This window comes from Mesorhizobium sp. M1307 (assembly GCF_040318155.1).
GTDB lineage: Bacteria > Pseudomonadota > Alphaproteobacteria > Rhizobiales > Rhizobiaceae > Mesorhizobium.
The window spans coordinates 20641-41160 of record NZ_JAMYLR010000045.1 but is presented as its reverse complement, the minus strand read 5'-3'; the positions used below and the strand labels follow the sequence as shown (position 1 = coordinate 41160).

At 63.2% G+C, this 20520-nt stretch carries 25 protein-coding genes and 2 pseudogenes; 17 read left to right on the top strand and 10 right to left on the bottom strand.

Annotation, left to right across the window (positions count from 1 at the left end; translation table 11 throughout):
- Positions 1-138: 138 nt before the first annotated feature.
- The 6 genes and pseudogenes from ku to NKH16_RS29590 all read left to right on the top strand — a co-directional run.
- Positions 139-1053, top strand: coding sequence for a non-homologous end joining protein Ku (ku, locus tag NKH16_RS29615; protein ID WP_352708693.1), 915 nt, complete (start codon positions 139-141; stop codon positions 1051-1053).
- Complete coding sequence (locus NKH16_RS29610; RefSeq protein ID WP_352708695.1) at positions 1050-2147, top strand: tetratricopeptide repeat protein; 1098 nt, start codon at positions 1050-1052, stop codon at positions 2145-2147. The genes ku and NKH16_RS29610 overlap by 4 nt, the downstream gene beginning before the upstream one ends.
- A gap of 1 nt (position 2148) precedes the next feature.
- Positions 2149-2826 (top strand): hypothetical protein, encoded by a 678-nt coding sequence (locus NKH16_RS29605; RefSeq protein WP_352748683.1) that lies wholly within the window; start codon positions 2149-2151, stop codon positions 2824-2826.
- Positions 2827-2858: 32 nt separating this feature from the next.
- Positions 2859-3506: an alpha/beta hydrolase family protein gene (locus NKH16_RS29600; protein ID WP_352708698.1), complete on the top strand. Its 648-nt coding sequence runs from the start codon at positions 2859-2861 to the stop codon at positions 3504-3506.
- Between the two features lie 9 nt (positions 3507-3515).
- Positions 3516-4286 carry an exodeoxyribonuclease III gene (locus NKH16_RS29595; protein ID WP_352708700.1) on the top strand — a complete coding sequence of 257 codons (771 nt, stop codon included), beginning with the start codon at positions 3516-3518 and terminating at the stop codon, positions 4284-4286.
- A gap of 66 nt (positions 4287-4352) precedes the next feature.
- Positions 4353-4748: pseudogene (locus NKH16_RS29590) on the top strand (LysR substrate-binding domain-containing protein); the annotation flags it as partial.
- 255 nt (positions 4749-5003) lie between these two features.
- Here the strand turns inward: NKH16_RS29590 and NKH16_RS29585 are convergent.
- The gene (locus NKH16_RS29585; RefSeq protein WP_352748685.1) at positions 5004-5555 is read right to left on the bottom strand and encodes a DUF4019 domain-containing protein; all 552 of its coding nucleotides are present in this window, start codon (positions 5553-5555) and stop codon (positions 5004-5006) included.
- A 211-nt stretch (positions 5556-5766) separates the two neighbouring features.
- Here NKH16_RS29585 and NKH16_RS29580 point away from each other — a divergent pair, with 211 nt between their 5' ends.
- Together NKH16_RS29580 and NKH16_RS29575 are read left to right on the top strand one after the other, a co-directional pair.
- The gene (locus NKH16_RS29580; protein WP_352708702.1) at positions 5767-6318 is read left to right on the top strand and encodes an isochorismatase family protein; all 552 of its coding nucleotides are present in this window, start codon (positions 5767-5769) and stop codon (positions 6316-6318) included.
- A 161-nt stretch (positions 6319-6479) separates the two neighbouring features.
- Positions 6480-8101: pseudogene (locus NKH16_RS29575) on the top strand (ABC-F family ATP-binding cassette domain-containing protein).
- A 61-nt stretch (positions 8102-8162) separates the two neighbouring features.
- On the opposite strand, the gene NKH16_RS29570 reads toward NKH16_RS29575, so the two are convergent.
- Positions 8163-8594, bottom strand: coding sequence for an SAM-dependent methyltransferase (locus tag NKH16_RS29570; protein WP_352453694.1), 432 nt, complete (start codon positions 8592-8594; stop codon positions 8163-8165).
- A 129-nt stretch (positions 8595-8723) separates the two neighbouring features.
- Between NKH16_RS29570 and NKH16_RS29565 the strand changes: the two genes are divergently transcribed.
- The 4 genes from NKH16_RS29565 to NKH16_RS29550 all read left to right on the top strand — a co-directional run bounded on the left by NKH16_RS29565 (position 8724) and on the right by NKH16_RS29550 (position 11789).
- Entirely contained in the window at positions 8724-8894 is a 171-nt protein-coding gene (locus NKH16_RS29565; RefSeq protein ID WP_023675693.1) for a hypothetical protein, read from the top strand.
- Between the two features lie 193 nt (positions 8895-9087).
- Positions 9088-10209, top strand: a complete 1122-nt coding sequence (locus NKH16_RS29560) for a KamA family radical SAM protein (RefSeq protein WP_502894977.1) — start codon at positions 9088-9090, stop codon at positions 10207-10209.
- A gap of 195 nt (positions 10210-10404) precedes the next feature.
- Positions 10405-10656, top strand: coding sequence for an exopolysaccharide production repressor protein (locus NKH16_RS29555; protein WP_352748693.1), 252 nt, complete (start codon positions 10405-10407; stop codon positions 10654-10656).
- Between the two features lie 308 nt (positions 10657-10964).
- A complete protein-coding gene (locus NKH16_RS29550; RefSeq protein ID WP_352748695.1) occupies positions 10965-11789 on the top strand; it encodes a hypothetical protein in 825 nt (274 codons plus the stop codon).
- Here NKH16_RS29550 and yghU read toward each other — a convergent pair.
- A complete protein-coding gene (yghU, locus tag NKH16_RS29545; RefSeq protein ID WP_352903170.1) occupies positions 11786-12673 on the bottom strand; it encodes a glutathione-dependent disulfide-bond oxidoreductase in 888 nt (295 codons plus the stop codon). The two genes, NKH16_RS29550 and yghU, sit on opposite strands and share 4 nt — an antisense overlap.
- A gap of 249 nt (positions 12674-12922) precedes the next feature.
- On the opposite strand from yghU, the gene NKH16_RS29540 reads away from it, so the two are divergent.
- Complete coding sequence (locus NKH16_RS29540; RefSeq protein ID WP_023675699.1) at positions 12923-13828, top strand: S1C family serine protease; 906 nt, start codon at positions 12923-12925, stop codon at positions 13826-13828.
- A gap of 15 nt (positions 13829-13843) precedes the next feature.
- Here NKH16_RS29540 and NKH16_RS29535 read toward each other — a convergent pair whose 3' ends face one another.
- The 5 genes from NKH16_RS29535 to NKH16_RS29515 form a co-directional block, all read right to left on the bottom strand.
- On the bottom strand, positions 13844-14455 hold the full coding sequence (locus tag NKH16_RS29535) for a hypothetical protein (RefSeq protein ID WP_352748700.1): 612 nt from the start codon (positions 14453-14455) through the stop codon (positions 13844-13846).
- 44 nt (positions 14456-14499) lie between these two features.
- Positions 14500-14682 (bottom strand): hypothetical protein, encoded by a 183-nt coding sequence (locus tag NKH16_RS29530; protein ID WP_245274654.1) that lies wholly within the window; start codon positions 14680-14682, stop codon positions 14500-14502.
- Between the two features lie 223 nt (positions 14683-14905).
- Positions 14906-15088 carry a DUF3606 domain-containing protein gene (locus tag NKH16_RS29525; protein ID WP_023675702.1) on the bottom strand — a complete coding sequence of 61 codons (183 nt, stop codon included), beginning with the start codon at positions 15086-15088 and terminating at the stop codon, positions 14906-14908.
- A gap of 11 nt (positions 15089-15099) precedes the next feature.
- Entirely contained in the window at positions 15100-15408 is a 309-nt protein-coding gene (locus NKH16_RS29520; protein WP_023675703.1) for a hypothetical protein, read from the bottom strand.
- Positions 15405-15755: a hypothetical protein gene (locus NKH16_RS29515; protein ID WP_352748702.1), complete on the bottom strand. Its 351-nt coding sequence runs from the start codon at positions 15753-15755 to the stop codon at positions 15405-15407. The genes NKH16_RS29520 and NKH16_RS29515 overlap by 4 nt, the downstream gene beginning before the upstream one ends.
- A 300-nt stretch (positions 15756-16055) precedes the next feature.
- Between NKH16_RS29515 and NKH16_RS29510 the strand changes: the two genes are divergently transcribed.
- A complete protein-coding gene (locus NKH16_RS29510; protein WP_352453702.1) occupies positions 16056-17015 on the top strand; it encodes a prohibitin family protein in 960 nt (319 codons plus the stop codon).
- 52 nt (positions 17016-17067) lie between these two features.
- On the opposite strand, the gene NKH16_RS29505 is transcribed toward NKH16_RS29510, so the two are convergent.
- Positions 17068-17634: an RBBP9/YdeN family alpha/beta hydrolase gene (locus NKH16_RS29505; RefSeq protein ID WP_352453703.1), complete on the bottom strand. Its 567-nt coding sequence runs from the start codon at positions 17632-17634 to the stop codon at positions 17068-17070.
- A gap of 112 nt (positions 17635-17746) precedes the next feature.
- On the opposite strand from NKH16_RS29505, the gene NKH16_RS29500 reads away from it, so the two are divergent.
- Entirely contained in the window at positions 17747-18220 is a 474-nt protein-coding gene (locus NKH16_RS29500; RefSeq protein WP_352453704.1) for an Lrp/AsnC family transcriptional regulator, read from the top strand.
- Between the two features lie 5 nt (positions 18221-18225).
- Here NKH16_RS29500 and NKH16_RS29495 read toward each other — a convergent pair whose 3' ends face one another.
- On the bottom strand, positions 18226-18702 hold the full coding sequence (locus NKH16_RS29495) for an Lrp/AsnC family transcriptional regulator (RefSeq protein WP_352708716.1): 477 nt from the start codon (positions 18700-18702) through the stop codon (positions 18226-18228).
- Between the two features lie 154 nt (positions 18703-18856).
- Here NKH16_RS29495 and NKH16_RS29490 point away from each other — a divergent pair, with 154 nt between their 5' ends.
- Both NKH16_RS29490 and NKH16_RS29485 read left to right on the top strand, forming a co-directional pair.
- Complete coding sequence (locus NKH16_RS29490; RefSeq protein ID WP_352748705.1) at positions 18857-19606, top strand: tryptophan 2,3-dioxygenase family protein; 750 nt, start codon at positions 18857-18859, stop codon at positions 19604-19606.
- Positions 19607-19908: 302 nt separating this feature from the next.
- On the top strand, positions 19909-20340 hold the full coding sequence (locus NKH16_RS29485) for a DoxX family protein (protein ID WP_352748706.1): 432 nt from the start codon (positions 19909-19911) through the stop codon (positions 20338-20340).
- Positions 20341-20520: the final 180 nt, after the last annotated feature.

Genomic DNA, 20520 nt, shown 5'->3' with positions numbered 1-20520 from the left:
CAGCCAAGATGGAAGATTTCGCTAGGGATTTGCCGGTATTGTAAGGGGTCGATGTAGGATTTCGGCAGCCCCGTTCGTCCTCCGGACGAATGAACGCTGCGAACAGTTCGACAGCACAAGGCCGCGTAGGAGTATTTCATGGCGCCCAGGGCAAGTTGGAAAGGTTACCTCAAGCTCAGTCTGGTCAGCTGTCCGGTCCGGCTCTATCCGGCGACGAGCGCCAGCGAGCGCATCAGCTTCAACCAGCTGCACAAGAAGACGCACAACCGCATCAACATGAAGCCGGTCGACCCCGAGCTCGGGCTGGTCGAGCGTTCGGACCTGGTCAAGGGCTACGAATACGAGGACAAGCAGTACATCATCATCGAGGACTCCGATCTCGATGCGGTGCGCATCGAATCCAACCATACGATGAACATCGAGGCTTTTGTCGACGAGCATTCGGTCGACGTCATCTATCAGGACGCGCCCTATTACCTGGCGCCGGACGGCGCAATGGCCGAGGAGACCTTCGCCGTGCTGCGCGAAGCCATGCGCAAATCCGGCAAGCTGGCGATCGCCCGCCTGGTGCTGTCCAGCCGCGAGCGCGTGGTGACGATCGGCGCGCGCGAGAACGGCATGTTCGTCTGCACCTTGAGGAATCCGAACGAAGTGCGTGGCACGGCTGAGTATTTCGGCAATATCCCGGCCGGAAACCCCGATCCCGAAATGCTGCAATTGGCCGAGGCGCTGATCAAGCAGAAGGAAACCACCTTCGATCCGAAGAATTACGAGGACCGCTACGAGATCGCGCTGATGACAATGATCCGCGAGAAGCTCAAGGGCCACAAGCCGATCATCGCGGCGGCCCCCGAGCGCGGCAATGTCATCAATTTGATGGATGCGCTGAAGGCCAGCCTGTCCCAATCGGCCAAGCCGCCAGCCAAGTCGAAGAGCAAGGCCGATGAAACGGCCAAGCCCGCGGCGAAATCCGCCAAGGCCAGCGCCGCCGCGGCCAAGGAAAACCCGCTCAAGGCGAACCTTCTCAAAGCCGTCGGCAAGAGCAAGGCGTGACGGCTCTCGCCGGCACGGTCTTCGGCATCGTCGGCGCGCTGGCCGCCTTTCCGCTCAGGTTGGCGGCGCGCGAGGTCGAGCGCCAGCACGGCGAGTTGCGGCGCGGCGTCACTCGGCGCACCACACATGTCGTGTTGGGCCGCATGTTGCTCGCCAGGGCCGGCGATACCGAGATTGAGCGCCGCGTCGTCACCGAGCGCGCGGCCGGGCGCAAGCTGGTCAGCGAGAACGGCTTCCTGCGCCTGCTCAGGCTGATGAAGGCGCCGGAGGCTTCGGCGCTGTCGCGGCAGTCGCTGATCGACCAGTCGCGGCTGACCGGCGCGGATCTCGACCTTTTGTCGCTGTTCGATGCCTTCGAGCATGATTGCGAACCGTATTCCTTTCGCGACCTAATCCTCGCCCGCAAATATGCCGGGCTGGTTGCCGGCGGCGCCTCATGGGGGGCGATTGCGCGCTCGGTGCACCGGTCGGGCCCGGTCGCCTCGCTCACCGCCAAGTCGCTTGCCGTCGGCTCACAGCATGGGCGGGCCGATGCGATCTATCTCGAGGGCGGCCAGAGCGAACTCGACGGCCAGTTGCTGTTCGATCTGGGAACGCAGGATGACGACACGCTGGAAGAGCTGTTCGCCGATGCCGAGGCGGCGGAAGGGGCTGAAGACCACGAGCAGGCGGCGGCCCTCTACCAGCGCTGCCTGGCCATCGACCCGAGCGATGCCATCGCCGCCTTCAACCGCGCCAACTGCCTGCGCGCCGCCGGCCAAGCGGCCGAGGCGGCGCACGACTATGCCCGCGCCATCAAGTGCGACCCCGGCTTCGTCGAGGCCTGGTTCAATCTTGCCGGGCTGATGAGCGAAGAGCGGCGGGTAGCCTCGGCGCGCCGCCATTTGTTGAAGGCGATCGCATTGGACGCTGATTATGCCGATGCGGTATTCAACCTTGCGAGGCTGGAGTTCGACGCCGGCAATCTCGCCGAGGCGCGGCGTCGCTGGGTGCGCTATCTCGAGCTCGACGCCAATTCCGAATGGGCGCGCATGGCGGCCAAGGGGATACAGTTCGTTGATTTGCAGCTGGCGCAAAAGTCGGCGTCCTACTGACATGCTTGATTCAAAAACCATTCGAAAAACAGTTTCAGAAGAACTTCATGCGCGCCTGGGGGCGAAATGGTTCAAGCCGGACACCGCCAAGCTTCTGGTAGCATCCGCAGACAATTTGACCGACTTCAGCATCGAGTTCGACTGCTATGCTGACCGCCGGTACGGAGACTATGACTGCTCACTCTCGGCCGTCTTCAAATGGAAGAAATTCGCCAAGTCATACAGGGACTTTAGCGCTTGGTATGCGATTAAGGATCCAAGTTCGGCACAATTCAAAACTAAAAGCTCCGAGCAATTGAACGCACAATTCCTCGGAGTTGCTTTCGATGGGATTGACAGCGACTTTGTTAGAAGCCGAGGGCCGTTTTGGGTCGCGAATGAACAGAACCTGGACGGGTTCATAGCCCAGTGCGTCGATGATTTGGATGGCAAGGTCGGCGAGTGGATCAAGAGGTGGTTCACTTGGTCTTCGGCGCAGGATGTCATGAACGGTAACGAGCAGTTGTGCGGAACGTGGCGAGATCATGCTTACTTTTGCCTGCTGGAACAGGTTCATGGGCGTGAAGCAGCTTGCTCCTGGGTTGGCGGTCTCGATCGGGCAAACTGGCCCGAATATCAGACAGCCCAGATCGAGTATCTGCGGTCACAAGTTTGTAACGCGAGTGCAGCGCGGCCATAGTCGTTGCGGGCCTACCTGGAGTTCGAAGCCCGATGCCAACCGCCTTCCTATTCGACGGCCCCGAAACCGCCGCCATCACCATCCTACTCGCCCACGGCGCCGGGGCGCCGATGGACTCGGCCTCGATGACCGCCACGGCAAAAGCGCTAGCCGCAGCCGGCTTCCGCGTCGCGCGCTTCGAATTCCACTACATGGCGGCTCGCCGCTACGGCCACCGCAAGCCGCCGCCGCGCGCCGAGACGGTTAACCCGGAATACGTCAAGGCGATCGCCGACCTCCGGGCGAAGGGCGTGAAGGGTCCGCTGATCGTCGGCGGCAAGTCGATGGGCGGACGCGTCGCTTCGATGATCGCCGACGAGATGTTTTCGAAGGGCGAGATTTCAGGGCTGCTGTGTCTCGGCTATCCCTTCCATCCGCCTGACAAACCGACGCAGCTTCGGACAAAACACCTGGCCGATCTCAAGACGCCGACAGTGATCTTCCAGGGCACGCGCGACGAGTTCGGGACCAAAGACGAGGTCGCGACCTATGCTCTGTCCGACGCAATCGAGATCTTCTGGCTGGAAGACGGCGACCATGATCTGAAGCCGCGCAAAAACATCTCCGGCTTCTCCACCGCCGATCATCTGAAGACGCTCGCTGATGCGGTGAAGGCGTGGACCGAACGCATCGTGCGCTGAAGCAGGCCGATGAAGATCGCCACCTTCAACGTCAACAACATCAACAGCCGGCTGCCGAACCTGCTCGCATGGCTGGCTGCCGCCAAACCCGACATCGCCTGCCTGCAGGAGCTCAAGGCGAGACAGACGCAGTTTCCGCGCACTGCGCTGGCGGCCGCCGGCTACGGCGCGGTTTGCGTCGGGCAGCCGACCTGGAACGGCGTCGCCATCCTTTCGCGTGGCGCAGAACCCGTTCTGACCCGTAAGGCGCTGCCCGGCGACGACAGCGACCAGCAGGCGCGCTACATCGAAGCGGCGGTCAACGGCATCGTCGTCGCCTGCCTCTACGCGCCGAACGGCAATCCGCAGCCCGGGCCGAAATTCCAGTACAAGCTCAACTGGCACGAGAGGCTGGAGGCGCATGCGGCACAGTTGCTCGACACCGGCCTGCCGGTGGTGCTGGCCGGCGACTACAACATCGTGCCCGAGCCGCGCGACATCTACCCGACCCGCTCCTATGACGACAACGCGCTGGTGCAGCCGGAAAGCCGCGCATCGTTCCAGCGGCTGCTCGACCAGGGCTGGCTTGACGCGCTGCGCAAGAAGCACCCGAACGAGACGCTCTACACATTCTGGGACTATCGCCGCAACCGCTGGCCGCGCGATGCCGGCCTGCGCCTCGACCATATCTTGCTCAGCAAGAAGCTGTCGCGCCGGCTGGTAGCGGCGGGCATCGACCGCGACATGCGCGGCGAGACCGGCGCCAGCGATCACGCGCCGGTCTGGGTGGAGTTGAAGTGAGGCACGGAGGCTGGCGCCGCCTTTCCGGGCGGCAACCAGTCAGGTTGGCCGCGCCGCTTCGCGGGCGAACGCCTCGGCATGCCGGCAACCCTCGACGATCTCGAAGGCCATCTGATGGTCGGCTTCCGCTCGTCGCGGACCGGCGAGGTCATGCCGCTCGAATTCACCGTCGGCGGCGCGTTGCGCTATGTCAGCCTGCCCAACCAGGTGACGGTCAACGGCTCCGACACGATGGCGGAGCTGGCGCGTCTCGGCTTCGGCCTGGTGCAGGCGCCGCACTACCGCTTCGCCGGGGATTTCGCACGCGGCACGCTTGTCGAAGTGCTGCCGGATTACCCGCTGTCGCCGACACCGCTGTCGGCGCTCTACCCACAGAACCGCCAGCTCGCGCCACGGGTACGCGTGTTCATCGACTGGGTGACCGGGATTTTTGGCGAGGATGGGACATCGGGCCGGGTGTGATCGTCCGGGCCGCCGGCTACTTTGCGAAGGGCGATCGGACGAGATAAACATCGCACTTGGGTTTAGTGACAAGCGCACCGCCGGCGCCTATGCCGTGACGGGCGGATTGGGTGAGGACAAAAGCTGCGCTCTCGCTGCGTTCGCGTCGTAGGGCCGGCAAACTGTAAGAGATCTGCGACATTGTTGCGCTGATCGAAGCGAGGGAAACCGAAAAGCCGATGGTTGCGGAAGGTACAAAAACGGACCGCTTCACCTTCACGATGGAAAATTCGGACAGTTAGCCGACAACTCGGCCCATGCTCGATCCAATTCGAGTTTCGATTGGGTCTTTTCAATGCTTTTCGCGGTAGAGTTGTCGATGAAGTTGCTTTCGACCCGCATGACTCGAAAATTTCCACCTGATGGCCGCTGATAGAGGACAATATAGCCGCAGTAACGATCGATGTTTTCAAACTTCGCCGCTATGTCGACTGCGGCATAGACGCCAGGAAAGGCAGCGTTCTCTGGGTCCTTCAACCACGTGAATTTGAGTAGCCGGCGCTCGCGCACAGCGCCGGCCTGAGAATGAAAATGTTTACTTTGCTCCATGAAGGCGTTCGATGGGATCGAAGCTTTGGCGGTATCAGTTTTCATTTCGTATGCCCGCCCATACTCTTGGTTATCGAGCGAAAGGAAATAGCGACCAACCGTTTCCGTTGCATCTCGAACCGCGTCCTCCGAGGGCGTCCACTCTTGCGATTGTGCGGGTAGGATCGCGACCAACACCGAAGTCACGATCGCTAGGAAAGCTACGGCTGCATGTGTCATGGTAATTTCTTCGCAGGAGCTTGCCACGAATGCAATCCGGTCACGGCCGATAGCCAGAATTTCGAACTGACCCACATCCCAATGGCGCGCTATGTTAGCGCTGCTGCAAGCGGATTGTCACATATCTCGAACTCCAGCCACTTGCGGTTGCCCGTGCGCGCCATCGCGGCCCTGATCCTTGATCAGCTCCGCCCTCGTGCTATAAAAAACCATGTCAGGGACCAGCCCCGCGGCCACTGCGCCGCTCATCGTGATTGACCTTCAGACCGGCATGTTCGACGGCGTCGCCGAGCCGCCGATCCATGATGCCGACGGCATGGTCGCCCGCAGCCGCGCGCTGATCGAGTGGGCGCGGCGCAGCGGGCGCAAGGTCGCCTTCGTCCGGCATGACGGGCCGCAGGGCGATCCTCTGGCGCCGGGTGAGCCGGGCTGGCCGGTGTGGCCGGCGCTCGGCCAGGCCGAGGACGAGCCGACTTTCGCCAAGCGTGTCGGCGATGCGTTCAGCAATGCCGCCCTTGCAGCATGGGTGGCCGGGCAGGGCGCCGGCGAGGTCGTTCTGATCGGCGCGCAGACCGATTTTTGCGTGGCGGCCACGGTGAAGGGCGCCTTTGCGGCGAGCCTGGGCGTCACCGTGGTTTCCGACGCCCACAGCACGCTCGACACCACCAGCGAGACCGCCGCGGAGATCATCGCCCGGCACAATGCGGCATTTGCCGCCGCCGGGGTCAAAATGGCGACGACGAAGGCGCTTACCGATAGCTGATCCGCCGGCTCATCCCTACGCCGTCAAAGCCTGATCCAGCCGGGAAGCAACTGGCGGGTTCAGACAATTTGGCGCGGGGCGCCTCGCCACTGCGGGCTTCCTCTGACGCGGCCTATCGCGTATTGGCGCGGGAACGCTCCTTTGGCCTTCCCCGGAAACCCATGATACGTCTCGAAAGCATCAGCAAGCAGAACGGCCGTCAGATCGTCTTCATCGAAGCCTCCGCCGCCTTGCAGAAGGGCGAGAAGGTCGGGCTGGTCGGGCCTAATGGCGCCGGCAAGACGACGCTGTTTCGCATGATCAACGGCGAGGAGCAGCCCGACGAAGGCCAGGTCTCCGTCGATCGCGGCGTCACCATCGGCTATTTCAGTCAGGATGTCGGGGACATGTCCGGCCGCAGCGCCGTTGCCGAAGTGATGGACGGCGCCGGCCGGTGAGCGAAGTGGCGGCCGAGATGCGCGAGCTCGAGCACGCCATGGGCGACCCCGATCGCGCCGGTGAAATGGATGAGATCATCGCCCGTTACGGCGAGGCACAGCACCGCTTCGAGGAGCTCGACGGTTACGCGCTGGATGGGCGTGCTCGCGAGGTGCTGGACGGCCTTGGCTTCAGCCAGGAGATGATGGACGGCGACGTCGGCAAGCTGTCCGGCGGCTGGAAAATGCGCGTAGCACTTGCCAGGATCCTTTTGATGCGGCCCGACGCCATGCTGCTCGACGAACCGAGCAACCATCTCGACCTCGAAAGCCTGATCTGGCTGGAGCAGTTCCTGAAGAACTATGACGGCGCGCTGCTGATGACTTCGCACGACCGCGAGTTCATGAACCGCATCGTCAACAAGGTGGTCGAGATCGACGGCGGTTCGCTGACCGCCTACTCCGGCAACTACGAATTCTACCAGCAGCAGCGGGCGATTGCCGACCGGCAGCAGCAGGCGCAGTTCGAGCGCCAGCAGGCGATGCTGGCCAAGGAGATCGCCTTCATCGAGCGCTTCAAGGCACGTGCCTCGCATGCCGCCCAGGTGCAGAGCCGGGTGAAGAAGCTGGACAAGATCGACCGGGTCGAGCCGCCCAAGCGCCGCCAGAAGGTATCGTTCGACTTCCAGCCGGCGCCGCGCTGCGGCGAGGACGTGGTGACGCTGAAGAACGTGCACAAGGGCTATGGCAGCCGCTCGATCTACGAGGGATTGGATTTTCAGGTGCGCCGCCGCGAGCGCTGGTGCATCATGGGCGTCAACGGCGCCGGCAAGTCGACGCTGCTGAAGCTGGTCGCTGGCGCTTCCGAGCCGGACAATGGCACGGTGGCGCGCGGGCCCAGCGTCAAGATGGGCTATTTCGCCCAGCACGCCATGGAAGTGCTGGAGGGCGAGCGCACCGTGTTCCAGACGCTGGAAGATGCATTTCCGCAGGCCGGCCAGGCGCCGCTCAGGGCGCTGGCCGGCTGCTTCGGCTTTTCCGGCGACGAGATCGAGAAGAAATGCCGCGTGCTGTCGGGCGGCGAGAAGGCGCGGCTGGTGATGGCGCTGATGCTGTTCGATCCGCCCAATTTGCTGGTGCTGGACGAGCCGACCAACCACCTCGACATCGCCACCAAGGAGATGCTGATCACGGCACTGTCGCAGTACGAGGGAACCATGCTGTTCGTCTCGCATGACCGCCATTTCCTGGCGGCGCTGTCGAACCGGGTGCTGGAACTGACGCCCGAGGGCATCCACACCTATGGCGGCGGCTATACCGAATATGTCGAGCGCACCGGGCAGGAGGCGCCGGGGTTGCGGAGCTGAGGCCGGCTCTGCCGCTCACGGTCACGTAGACGCTCGATTCCGGAGGCCAAGCACGAGGTGCTCAGCCATGTATCGCAATTTCGCGCAGCGGATCGCCGCCGTCGATGAACAGCCGGCCTTGCGCGGTCAACGCCGCCTTGAGCCGTCGCAGGGCAATTTTTCCTGCTTCGGGATGACGCCCGTCCAGCGCGCCGACGCGCACCGCAACGGCAATGTCGAAGTGCTTCTCATCGGCCTCCAACTCGAAATCCTCGATGGCGACCTGGCGAAGGCTCAGCCGGCCTGCCGCAATCTCGGCGCGCGAGGCGGCCCCGGCCTGCGCGATGGCCTTGGCCGAGCGGTCGATCGCCAGCACGTGCCCACCGCCGATCCGGCGCGCGATCTCGCGCGCTGCAGCACCCGGTCCGCAGCCGATCTCCAGCACTCGCATGCCCTGCCGCAAGGGCAGCGCATTGACGATCTCCAAAAGCCTTGGCGACAAGTCGTTCGCCATACGCTCTTCTCCAGCTTTTTCGCAATCCGAGATTAGCGACCGCGGCCGGCGACGGGAAGGCCGAGAGACGCGGGCATCGCCGATGTGTTCAGCTGGTATGTTCAGTTGGGTGCTGCTTGAGCAGGGGGCATGATCGACATCGAAGAGGTCGACGATCCGGTCTCGACCGCGGGCGACCGTGCGGACCCCGAGCGGCCCGGCGTCGTTGACCTGAGGGGTAGGGAGGGAACTGGCGCCGAGCCTAACCGGTTGGGGGGTAGATCACCGGCCGTTTATGTGTATACGCTCAAGCTAATATAAGAGCAAGCTAATGTTGTGCGTCAGCGATATTGGACGATTGTTCTGATCAGTGGCCGGTTGTGGCTTCCTGCCGCGCCCTCCAACCCGGCCAAACACCGCTTATTGCCTTCAAGTCCTGGCTCCAATGCTGTACCCCGGCCCGAAATTCAAGGAGCCTGCGATGACCTCACATCCCGACATCCCCGACGCCAGCATGGCGCTCGATGCGGCCGGCGTGGCAGCCGATGACCGGCGCGCTCGCGAGGCGGATGCCGCATGGCGGGACGATGTTCGCGAGGGCGTGCGGTATGTAGGCGATCTGGATTCGCTGCCGCTGTCGCCAGCCGAGCGGGCGGCGGCCGAAGCCGCGGCCACGCGCCACAAGGTTCGCATTCCCAAGGCCTATCTAGACCTGATCGACTGGAACGACCCCGCCGATCCGATACGGCTTCAGGTCATCCCGTCGCCCGACGAACTGGCAGAGCAGGAGGGCGAACTCGACGATCCGATCGCCGACCACGCCTTCAGTCCCGTGCCTAGATTGACGCATCGACATGCCGACCGGGTTCTGTTGTTCCCGACCTATCAATGCGCGGTCTATTGCCGGTTCTGCTTTCGCAAGGAGCAGCTGACGTCGATCGGCCGCGGCTATACGCGCGAAGCTCTCGACGAAGCCTTCGCCTATATCGCGGTCCATCCGGAAATCCGCGAGGTGATCCTGACCGGCGGCGACCCGCTGTCGCTGCCGGATAGGGCGCTGGCGGAAATCCACGCCCGTGTCGAGGCGATCCAGCATGTGCGGCTGTTGCGCATCCACACTCGCGTACCCGTCGCGCTGCCGTCGCGCGTCACTGGCGGGTTGATTCAAGCCTTGCAGGGCCGGCTGATGGTCACTGTCGTCACCCATTTCAACCATCCACGCGAAATCACGGAGGCGACCGAGCGGGCCTGCCGCGCGTTGCGGCAGGGCGGCTTCGTGCTGCTGAACCAGAGCGTTCTGCTGAAAGGCGTGAACGATACGGTCGAGGTGCTGGAAGAGCTGTGCCGCGAGCTGATGTATCGCCTTGGCGTCAAACCCTATTATCTGCACCACGGCGATCTCGTGCGCGGCATGGCGCACCGGCGCACCACGATCGCCGAGGGCCAGGCGCTGGTCAGCGCCTTGCGTGCGCGCCTGTCGGGCATCTGCAATCCCGTCTACGTGCTGGACCTGCCGGACGGCGGAGGGAAAGTCCCGCTCGGCCCGTCCTATCTCGAGGCGCGCGAAGCGGAGACGTGGCGAATACGTGCGCTTGATGGGGCGGTGAGGGCGTATAGGGAGGTTGCTGGGGAGTAGGGGACGCGCAGCCGCTGTCCAAGCCAGCCCACCTTGGTGACCTGACATGCAGCCCTTGATCACGGAAGCATGCGTTAACTGCTGTTCTATTTGGTGCTTGCGCAATTGCTAAAATGGTGGAAATGTTGGTGCGGGGTAATGGGTTAGGGGAGTTCGTCCCGTCTGTAGCGAGTTCCGGGGCGGCGCAGAAAAATCATGAACTTTCCACAGTTCCTGGTGGGGCTGACCACCACATCGTCCATCGTGGCGATCTCGACTTACTTTGCGACGGGTTCAATCTGGAAGACGCTGGCCTGGACGATCTTGACCTTGATCGTCATGCAGGTTGGATATTTCCTGTTCGTCGTCCGGTTGATCTACGGATCCGGGGCGAAAAGCGCGGAGGCAAAGCCGCGGCGTCTGAGGGCTGTGCCGCCGAACCGTCGAGGTCGCGTTCAGCTTATGTAGTAATGTCCCATATAGATATCATGGTCTAGACAGGACATGTTCGGTTCTGGGAATGTGCATTGGACGTTCCGCTAGTTTAGTCAACTAATATATATCGCCCAACTCATATCGTCGTTTTTGGGCTAGCGGGAAAACCTGCCTGCTGTTTGTACGACGGTGCCTAAGGCCACATTTTACAACCGGCTGGCAAGCTCCCTTTTGTTGATGCCAGCTTAAATCCGGCTGGTGTTTTCGATGGGCCGTTGAGGCTATAAAGCCGTTCAACCGGGCGGCATCGAGATGCATTTCGGCCGGTCGAGAGGGTTGTGGTGATCGACGGAACGCCGAACGTGATCTTGCTGATCGGTAGCGCCCCCGATGTCGTGCGCTGCGCCGCCTGGCCCAAGCAGGCCTTCGGCAAGATCGTCGCCATCAACAACGCCTGGCGCGTGCGCCCCGACTGGGATTTCCTCGTCCATGCCGGCGATTTCCCGGCGGAGCGGATGCCGCAAGGCGGTCCCCTGCAGCAGGCGCAGATCTTCAGCGCCTCGCATTACGTGCCGGCGCAAAACAGCTTTGGTGGCTTCGTCTATGCCGGCGGCACCATGTCGATGACGGCGGCCTACTGGACGATCCACAGTCAGAAGCCGGACGTGCTGGCATTCCTTGGCTGCGACATGATCTACGACCAGCCCGGCAACACGCATTTTTACGGCGTCGGCCGCGCCGATCCGCTGCGCAACGACGTCACCCTGCGCAACCTCGAGGCGAAGTCGGCCCGCCTGCTCATCCATGCGCTTCGGCGCGGCTGCCTGTGCGTCAACCTATCCGACCTGCCGCGCAGCCGGCTGGTCTTCCCGCGGCTGACGCTCAATGAACTCGGCGCGCTTTCTTCCTCGCAGCTTTCGGAAATGAAGGCCGAGATGCTTGCCGGCCTGCGGCTCGATCAGGCGGAGGAGGCCGACAGGATCGAGAAGGAACTCGGCTATTTCTTCGAAGACGGCATGTACTGGAAGCACCTCGACAAACTCGACGAGAAATTCCTGGCCAACATCGACCGGCTGTGGATGGCGGCGGTGAAGGCGAGCTTGAGCAGTCGGCCGAAGCTGCCAATCTCCCCTACAAGGCGGGAGATCGGCGCGTCGTCCGCTTAGCTTTTGGCCGCCGCGAGCTTGTCTTGCGTCTTGGTCTCGAAATCGCTGGCGTCATGGCGCTCGTGCAGCTGCATCGAAGGCTCGCCGAAGGTGCGGTTGACCATGCGGCCGCGCTTGACCGCCGGCCGCGCGTCGATGGCGTCGGCCCAGCACTGCACGTTCTTGTACTGCTCCACCTGCAGGAACTCGCCGGAATCGTCATACATACGGCCCTTGGCCAGCCCGCCATACCAGGGCCACACCGCAATGTCGGCAATCGTATAGTCGCTGCCGCCTAAATACTCGCTTTCGGCGAGGCGTCGGTCGAGCACGTCCATCTGCCGCTTGGTTTCCATGGCGAAGCGGTCGATAGCATATTCGATCTTCGTCGGCGCATAGGTGTAGAAATGGCCGAAGCCGCCACCGAGATAGGGCGCCGAGCCCATCTGCCAGAACAGCCATGACAGGGTCTCGGCGCGAGCCGGCCGCTCCGTCGGCAGGAATTCGCCGAATTTTTCGGCAAGGTAGAGCAGGATCGAGCCGGATTCGAAGATGCGGACCGGCTTTTTCCCACTGCGATCCATCATGGCCGGGATCTTCGAGTTGGGGTTGACCTCGACGAAGCCGCTGCCGAACTGGTCGCCGTCGTTGATCCTGATAAGCCAGGCGTCGTATTCGGCGCCGCTGTGGCCGAGCGCCAGAAGTTCCTCCAGCATGATCGTCACCTTGACGCCGTTCGGTGTCGCCAGCGAATAAAGCTGCAGCGGATGCTTGCCGACCGGCAGTTTCTTGTCATGCGTCGGGCCGGCGGTCGGCCGGTTGATGCTGGCGAAAGCGCCGCCATTTGCCTTGTTCCAGGTCCAGACTTTTGGCGGCGTGTATTGGTCCGTTGCGTAGTCGTTCATTTGGGAGGCCTTTGGAAGGGTTGGGTTGGGAGGATATCAGATATCAACGTGGGTAATGGCGGAGGAACTTTGCATAGGGCAGCTTGGGATAGCCGTAGGTACAGATAGGGCTGCCGGCGCTGTTGCAAAACCCCGGCGCGAACGGCGCGGCGCCGGTCCACGCCAAAGCCGGCGCCACCTCTTGCGCCTGATCACCTGCGCCATACCTATAGCCCATATCAGCCTGCGAACATTGCCAGGAACCAAAGCATGAATATCGAACCCCTTTTGCGATCCATCGTGGCCGTCCGCGCCACCGTGCCAGAGGACGCCTTCACGGCAAATACACTTGGCACCCGCCGCGAGGGCAGTGGCGTGGTCATCCGCGGCGACGGGCTGGTACTCACCATCGGCTATCTCATCACCGAGGCCGAGGAGGTCTGGCTGGCCGACCAGGACGGGCGCGTGGTTCCCGCCCATGCGCTCGCCTACGACCAGGAGTCGGGCTTCGGCCTGGTGCAGGCGCTTGCGCCGCTCGGGCTGCCCGCCATTGCGCTCGGCGATGCGTCCAGGGCCAAGATCGGCGATCCCGTCGTGCTCGCCGACGGCGTCGGCCGCTCCGTGCGGGCGCGGATCGTCACCAAGCAGGAATTCGCCGGCTATTGGGAATATCTGCTCGACGAGGCGATCTTCACGGCGCCGGCTCACCCCTCATGGGGTGGCGCCGGCCTCATCGGCGCGGATGGCAGGCTGCTCGGCATCGGTTCGCTGCGCCTGCAGATGAGCCGCAACGGCGAGGTCGCCGACATCAACATGGTGGTGCCGATCGATCTTCTGCCGCCCATCCTCGACGATCTCCTGACGCGCGGGCAGGTCGCCAGGCCGCCGCGGCCGTGGCTCGGCGCCTTCTCGGCCGAGAGCGACGGCAAGGTCGTGGTGATGAGCGTCGCCGAGGGCGGTCCAGCCGCCCAGGCGGGCCTTCGCCAAGGCGATGTCATCTCGGATGTTCGCGACACGGCGGTCGATGGGCTTGCCGATTTTTATCGCAAGCTTTGGAAGAGCGGCCCGGCGGGTGCCGAGATCCCGCTCCGGGTGCTGCGCGATGGCCGCGAAACCTGGCTGCGCGTCAAGTCCGCCGATCGCAACAGCCTGCTGTGGAAGCCGCCGCTGCAGTGAGGCAACCGAAACCTCTCACTCTCCGCAAGCGCTGAAGCCAGTGCCCGGGGTCCATTCCGCGAACGGGATGACCTTGCCTTCGACCGATACGGTCGCTTGCCTGGTGGTGCCGTCCGCCAGCTTCTTGCTGCTTTTGCCCTTGCCGGTCAGCACATTATAGTCGCAGTCGCCGGCAACATTGTCGTCCATGTAGTCCCAATACTCGTAGGCGAAACCGGCGACGACGAACGTGCCGTTGCGCCAGGCGAGCGTCAGCGTCTTGTTGGTCCGCTCGCTGCCGATCTCCATCGCCGGAATATAGAGCTTGATCGAACCGTTGGGGAGCGTAGTGAGTTCGGGCTCGGTGTCGGATGTGGCGGGGCCCGGCCGGTCGTAATCCTTCCATTCCCCGTCAATCTGATCATGCACGATCCCGGCAGGTTTTAGAAAATCGCCATCGCGATCTTTGAGGAAAAAATACAGGTCCATGGGATGGCCGGGCTCGGTCTCGACGATCATCGCCAGATCGGCGGCGCCGTCGCCGTTCCAGTCGCCGGTCGCCGCCGTGATGATCTTCTGCGTCTCGATCGGTTCTGCCAGTGCGGCGGCCGGCAGCAGCAGGACCAGACCGAATATTGTCGATCGCATGTAAAATCCTCTTAGCCTGGGCAGGCCTGAGACGCACGCGCTTCTCAGGAGGCCCGGCTCTGCCGCGTCTCGGAACGGCTCGTCTCGTTGAGCAGCCGGCAGAGCGAAACCGCTTCACGACGGCTCAGGCCGATCAGCGCGATTTCCGAAAATTGCGCCGGCAGATCGTGAACGATGTCCCACACCATCCAACGGCCGTTCGGCTCCATGACACATTCGTAGCGCAATAATTGTTCCTGCATCCGACCCCCGGCTTTGCTCACCGGACTGGTACAGCGTCGAGGTAAATGAGTTGTTGCGCTGCGCGAGTATTCCGCGGCCGTCAAAACCAGGCGTTGAATCCCCACAGGGGCGAACCCGACAGGTCACGGCTGACGGTGCCGATACTCTCGACAAGGCGGCAGGGCAGGGACGCTTCCGGCGTGAACGGCGGCCGCCGCCAGAATTGGATCAGGCGTTGCGGCTCGCCATATGCGCGTCGAGCTTCCTCCTCGAGGGGCCGTAACGCTTGATGATGGTCGCGGCCTCGCTTTGGGGTATGCCGTATTTGCGGGCAAAGGCAGCGACCTCGTAAGGCTCTTCGCCTGAGACCAGTTTGCGATCCTGCTTGGTCTTGGATTTGTCGTCGGCCATGGCGTCCTCCATCACATCTGGTCGTTATAGGGCTCCTTGGTCCGGCCGACCATCCTGGCCAGTTCGGCAAAGGACGGCACGCCGGTTTCACCCTGGGCATTGTTGGCCGCCTGCAGCAGCCTGAGCGGAAAGCAGACGGCGTCGCGGTTGGATGGCGACATGTCTTCATAGAGACGCTCGTCGCTGGTCATCGCCGCCTCGGCCCGGCGCAACGCCATGTCGACCTCGTCGACCGACAGTAGGCCCTTGTGGACCAGCGCGTTGTTGACGGCCGCGATCGCCATCATCAATCCTTCGAGCTGGAGATTGGCGACGTTCATCGTCTTGCGTCCTTGCCAGGCTTCTTGGCGGTGGCCTTGCCGTCTGGCCGGATCGCTGCGCGCGGCGGGTTCTGGCCCTCCGAATGCAGGGTCCTGTCGTCGAAATCGTCAGCCGGCCTGGTCAATCCCATGCCGCCGGGAGGTGGCTTGTTGCCGGCCGCATCCTGCGAAAATTCGTCGGCCGCGTCGGGGCTCGTCTTTGCCGGATATTTCCTCGCTCCGGTCTCGTAGCGGTTCGGGTCGTCGGCCATGTCCTGTGCTCCCGTTGCAATGAGCAGATAACTTTCATGCGGCGGCAGCGGTTCCGTGGCGAAATCGACCTTCGCAATCTGTCGGGTTTCGTGCATTCTTGTGCATGCCAACGATGCTTCGCTCCGACGCGCCAGCAAAATGCTGCTCCTACTGCGGCGGGCGCGACCACGACTACGAGGATTGCCCGAAGCGCAAAACCGATGCCGAACGGCAGAAGGAGACGCCAGGCAACGCGTCCCAGCCCGCTGCCGCGGCTGGAGGGGAAATCCGCCAGCCGGCCTGAACCACCCCGCCGGTCCGGCCGGCTGGCGCGAAGGTCCTTCCATATCCAGAGGATTGCAATGCCGCCACTATTGTGGGCAAAGCAGCACGGGCAATCAGGTTGGGGTGGGGTGATGACCGAAACGCAAGGCAATTCAAGCCGTCCGCAGGGCAAGCCGGGGATGGCATCGGGGTCGATCGGTTCCGGCCTGATCGCACTCGTCATCGTGGCGCTCGGCGTCTTTGCGCTGTTTGGATCCTGGTACACGATCGATCAGGGCGACCGCGGCGTGCTCTTGACCAACGGAGCGCTGAGTTCGGTCGTTGATCCCGGACTGCATTTCAAGCTGCCGTGGCTGCAGCGCGTCGAGAAGATCAGCCTGCGCCAGCAGGTGCTCAAATGGGGCTGCGAGAACCAGAACGATTGCAGCGGCCTGCCGGCCATGCAGGCCTATTCGCGCGACCAGCAGCCGGCCGACATGCGCGTCACCGTCAATTTCCACGTGCCGGCCGCCGAGGTCAGCAACGTCTACACCAATTACGGGTCGATCGAAGCGCTGGCCGACCGTGTCATTGCCAGGAAAGCACCGCAGGAGATCAAGACGGTGTTCGGCCAGTACGACGCGGTGTCGGTTATCCAGAACCGGGCGAAGTTCAACAAGGACGTCGCCGAGGCCATCGCGGCGGTAACCGACGGGCCGGTGATGATCGACAGCGTGCAGGTCGAGAACATCGACTTCTCCGATGCCTACGAGCAGGCGGTCGAAGCCAGGATGACGGCGCAGGTCGAGGTGCAGAAGCAGGAACAGAACCTGCAGCAGGAAAAGATCAAGGCCGATATCGCCGTCACCCAGGCCAAGGGCCGCGCTGACAGCGTCAAGGCCGAAGCCGAGGCCAGCGCCTACAAGACCAGGGTCGAAGGCGATGCGACCGCGGGCGCCATCAAGGCTCGCGCCGCCGCAATCGCCAACAATCCGCTGCTGGTCGAACTGACCAAGGCGGAGAGATGGAACGGCGAATTGCCGAAGTCGATGATCCCGGGCTCGACGGTACCGTTCCTCGAACTCAGCACGCCTGCCGCGACATCGAACTGAGGCGCGGCGCAAACCAGATCAGGGCGGCGGCGCGATAACCGTCCTGGTGCGGTTACGGCTGAAGCACGGCGCCTCGGGCGATTGCCTGCGTTTGACTTAGAAAAGCTGTCAGCAGCTCCATTCCCGCCGGCCAGTCGCCGAGCCCGCTGTCGCCATTGATGTGGCCAAGCGGTCCGGCGATATGGAGATCGCTGCCCCATCGCTCGGATTTCGCCCTGGCATAGTCCAGCGAGCCGTAGGGATCGTTGGTGCTCGCGACAATCAGCGACGGAAAGCGAAGCCGTTGTTGCGGTGCGTCGGCGAAGGCCCGGGCGGAGGAGGGGAAGGCCGGCGACGCAGGGTCCGGAACCGCGACCAGCAACGCGCCGGCGATAGAGCGGGGGGAGATCCGCTGCCAGTGTACGACGAGCAGACAGCCGAGGCTATGGGCGACGAGCACCGGCGGTGTCCTTGCCTGGCATACAGCGGTTTCCAGCGCAGCCACCCAGTCGTCGAGGTCCGGCGCGTCCCAACTCGCCGGGTTGAACCGCCGCATCGCCGGGTTTGCCTGCTGCCAACGTGTCTGCCAGTGGGCTTTGCCCGATCCGCCGATGCCCGGCACAATGATGAAGTCGGTCATGCGAAGCCCTTCTTTCCTGATGCAGCGCGTGCAATTCTAGGTCTTCTCCCAGGTGGCGGAATGAGAGATCATCGGAAAGCAGCGACGAAATCCGATGGATTAAAGGGCGATCATGCGGAACGGCGATTATCGGCCAAGGCTCGACCCCACCGATCTGGCGATCATTGAGATCATGCAGGAGGATGGTCGCATCGGCATCTCCGAGCTTGGCCGCCGCGTCGGACTGTCCCAGCCCGCCACCTCGGAACGGGTGAAGCGGCTGGAGGAGCGCGGCGTCATCACCGGTTACAAGGCGGTGATCAATTCGGCAGCGCTCGGGCTCGGCACCATGGCGGTCATCCGCCTGCGCACCACGCATGAGCATATCCAGGCCTGCCTGAAGAAGTTCGCCCAATTGCCGGAGGTGGTCGAGGTGCTGCGGGTGACCGGCGAGGATTGTTTTCTGGTCAAGGTCGTGGTCCCGTCACCGCCCGATCTTGAAAGCATCGTCGACAGCATCGGCCACTACGGCACGGTGACGACAAATGTGGTTCTGCGCGCCGAGCAACCGAAGCGGCTGGGACGCGAATTGATGACCAGGGCCTGACCGGTCTATCGCTTGGTCGGCGTATGCCCGACGGCATTGGCGAACGAGATGCCGCCCTTGATCTCGCGCATCGCCATCGAGGTGATCGTGCGCCGCACGCCGGGCAGCCGGCTGAGCTCCTCGCGCAGCATCCTGTCGAGCGCCATCATGTCGACGGTGACGATCTGCAGGAGATAGTCGGCCTCGCCAGTCGTGGCGTGGCAGCGGCGGATCAGCGGATGCTTTTTGACCGCCGCCTCGAAGGCGTCCGACAGTTCGAAATCGATCGACACCTGGATGAAGGCTTCGATGCCGAAGCCGAGCTTGGCCGGGTCGATCCGGGTCGAGTAGCCGCGGATGACGCCGGCGTCCTCAAGCGCCTTGACCCGCTTCCAGCACGGTGTCTTGCTCAAGCCGACCTCATCGGCGAGCGCGGCAAAGGAGATGCGGGCCTCGCGTTCGAGCGCAGCTATGATCTTCCGGTCGACCGCATCCAGCATCATTCGTTCTTCCAATCTGCTTCAGCGGCAATTTTCGTCCTTCGTTTCCCGCCACTCGAATAACAGAAAGGGACAATGTTCGGCAAGAAAGCGATTAGACTCGGGCTGGGATCCAACAAACGCCTGCGGCCCAACGGCCGCGGCAAGGAGCATGGCCATGGACAAGCAGGACTATTATGCCCGCATCGAAACGCCTGAGATGCGCGACTATGGCGTCTACCTCAAATGCGACAGGCTGCTTGCCTGCCAGAAGCCGCTGGCCGAGATGGTGAATGCCGACGAGCTGCAGTTCCAGATCGTTCATCAGGTCGAGGAGCTGTGGATGAAGCTCATCGCCTATACGCTGGTCGATGTCGTTGATTTCCTGGAAAAGCAGGACACGCATCGCATCGTCACGCTGATGGGGCGCGTGCACCGGCTGATGCGGCTGATGACGGCGCAGCTCGACCTGCTCGAAACCATGTCGCCCAAGGAGTACCAGCAGATCCGGCTGCAGCTCGGCAATGGCAGCGGCCAGGAATCGCCGGGTTTCAAGCAGCTGCTGCGCCTGCCGCCCGATCTGTGGCGGGCCTTCAAGGCGTCGTACCTCGACGACCGCGGCCTTTCGGTCGAGGATGTCTACGATACCGGCTACGATCACGGCGACAGCTATGTCGTTGCCGAAGCGCTGATCGAGTTCGACGAGCTGTTCCAGAAATTCCGTGCCAACCACCTCTATCTCATCCACCGCACGATCGGCCTCGGCGCGAAATCGCTGAAGGGCCGGCCGGTCGAATTGCTGGAAGCCGGCGCCCGCCACCGCTTCTTCCCGGAGCTCTGGGACATACGCTGGGCGATGACCGACCGCTGGGGCAGCCAGTATGGAACGGTACGGGAGCCGATCAGCCGGGCGAAGGCTGCGGAATAGAGCCAGGCTTGGGTTCCTCGCCCCGCGCGAAGCTGGGGGAGAGGTGGCCGCCCACGGGTCTTGCCTTCGGCAAGCCCGGGGACAGGCTCCGCGGCCGGAGAGGGGCCTTTTCTTTGCCGGCGCCTCTCCGTCGCGGCTTCGCCGCCCCACCTCTCCCCCATGAATGGGGGCGAGGAACCCTGGTCTTGCGAGGCCTTCTCGCTACGCGCTTGTATCTCTCAGGTTTTTCGGGGGATGATGTCGGGCTTGCGGCTGGTGGTGCGTCCTTGGGGCACAACCATCGTAACTCTTGGGAGGACGTCATGACCTTGGAAACCGCTCAATCAACCGTTCAATCGCCGTGGCAGACCGCGGCAATCCTCGTCGCCCGCCTGATCTTCGCCGCCGTCTTCCTGATGGCCGTGATCTTCAAATTCGTCGATATCGGCGCCACCGCCGGCTATATCGCGGCGGCCGGGCTTCCATTCCCGCTCTTCCTGGCCTGGTGCGCAGCCCTGCTCGAGGTCGTCCTCGTTCTATGCTTCCTGACCGGCGCCTTCTTCTCATGGGCAGCACTCGTCGCCGGCGCCTATGTGCTGTTCCTCGGCTTTGCCTTCCACGGGCCGTCGCACTGGGCCGGCAACCAGGCGGAGTTCGGCTTCTTCGTCGATCACTTCACCTTCCTGGCCGGGCTGCTGTTCGCCGCCGTGCACGGGCCGGGCAGGGTCCTGGCGCTGAGGCTTGGCAGGGGATGATCCCCAACCTCGGATCCGGCGTTCTCATAAAGGCGCTTAGAAGGGTGGCTGCGACAATGGCGGTCGGGTCTATGACCGCGACCAGGGCCAGATCGGCAGCACGATCCGCACCAGCATCGTCGTGACGATCGAGAACGGCCGGATACCGTCATTCAGGCCATCGCAGGTCGCGCGCAATAA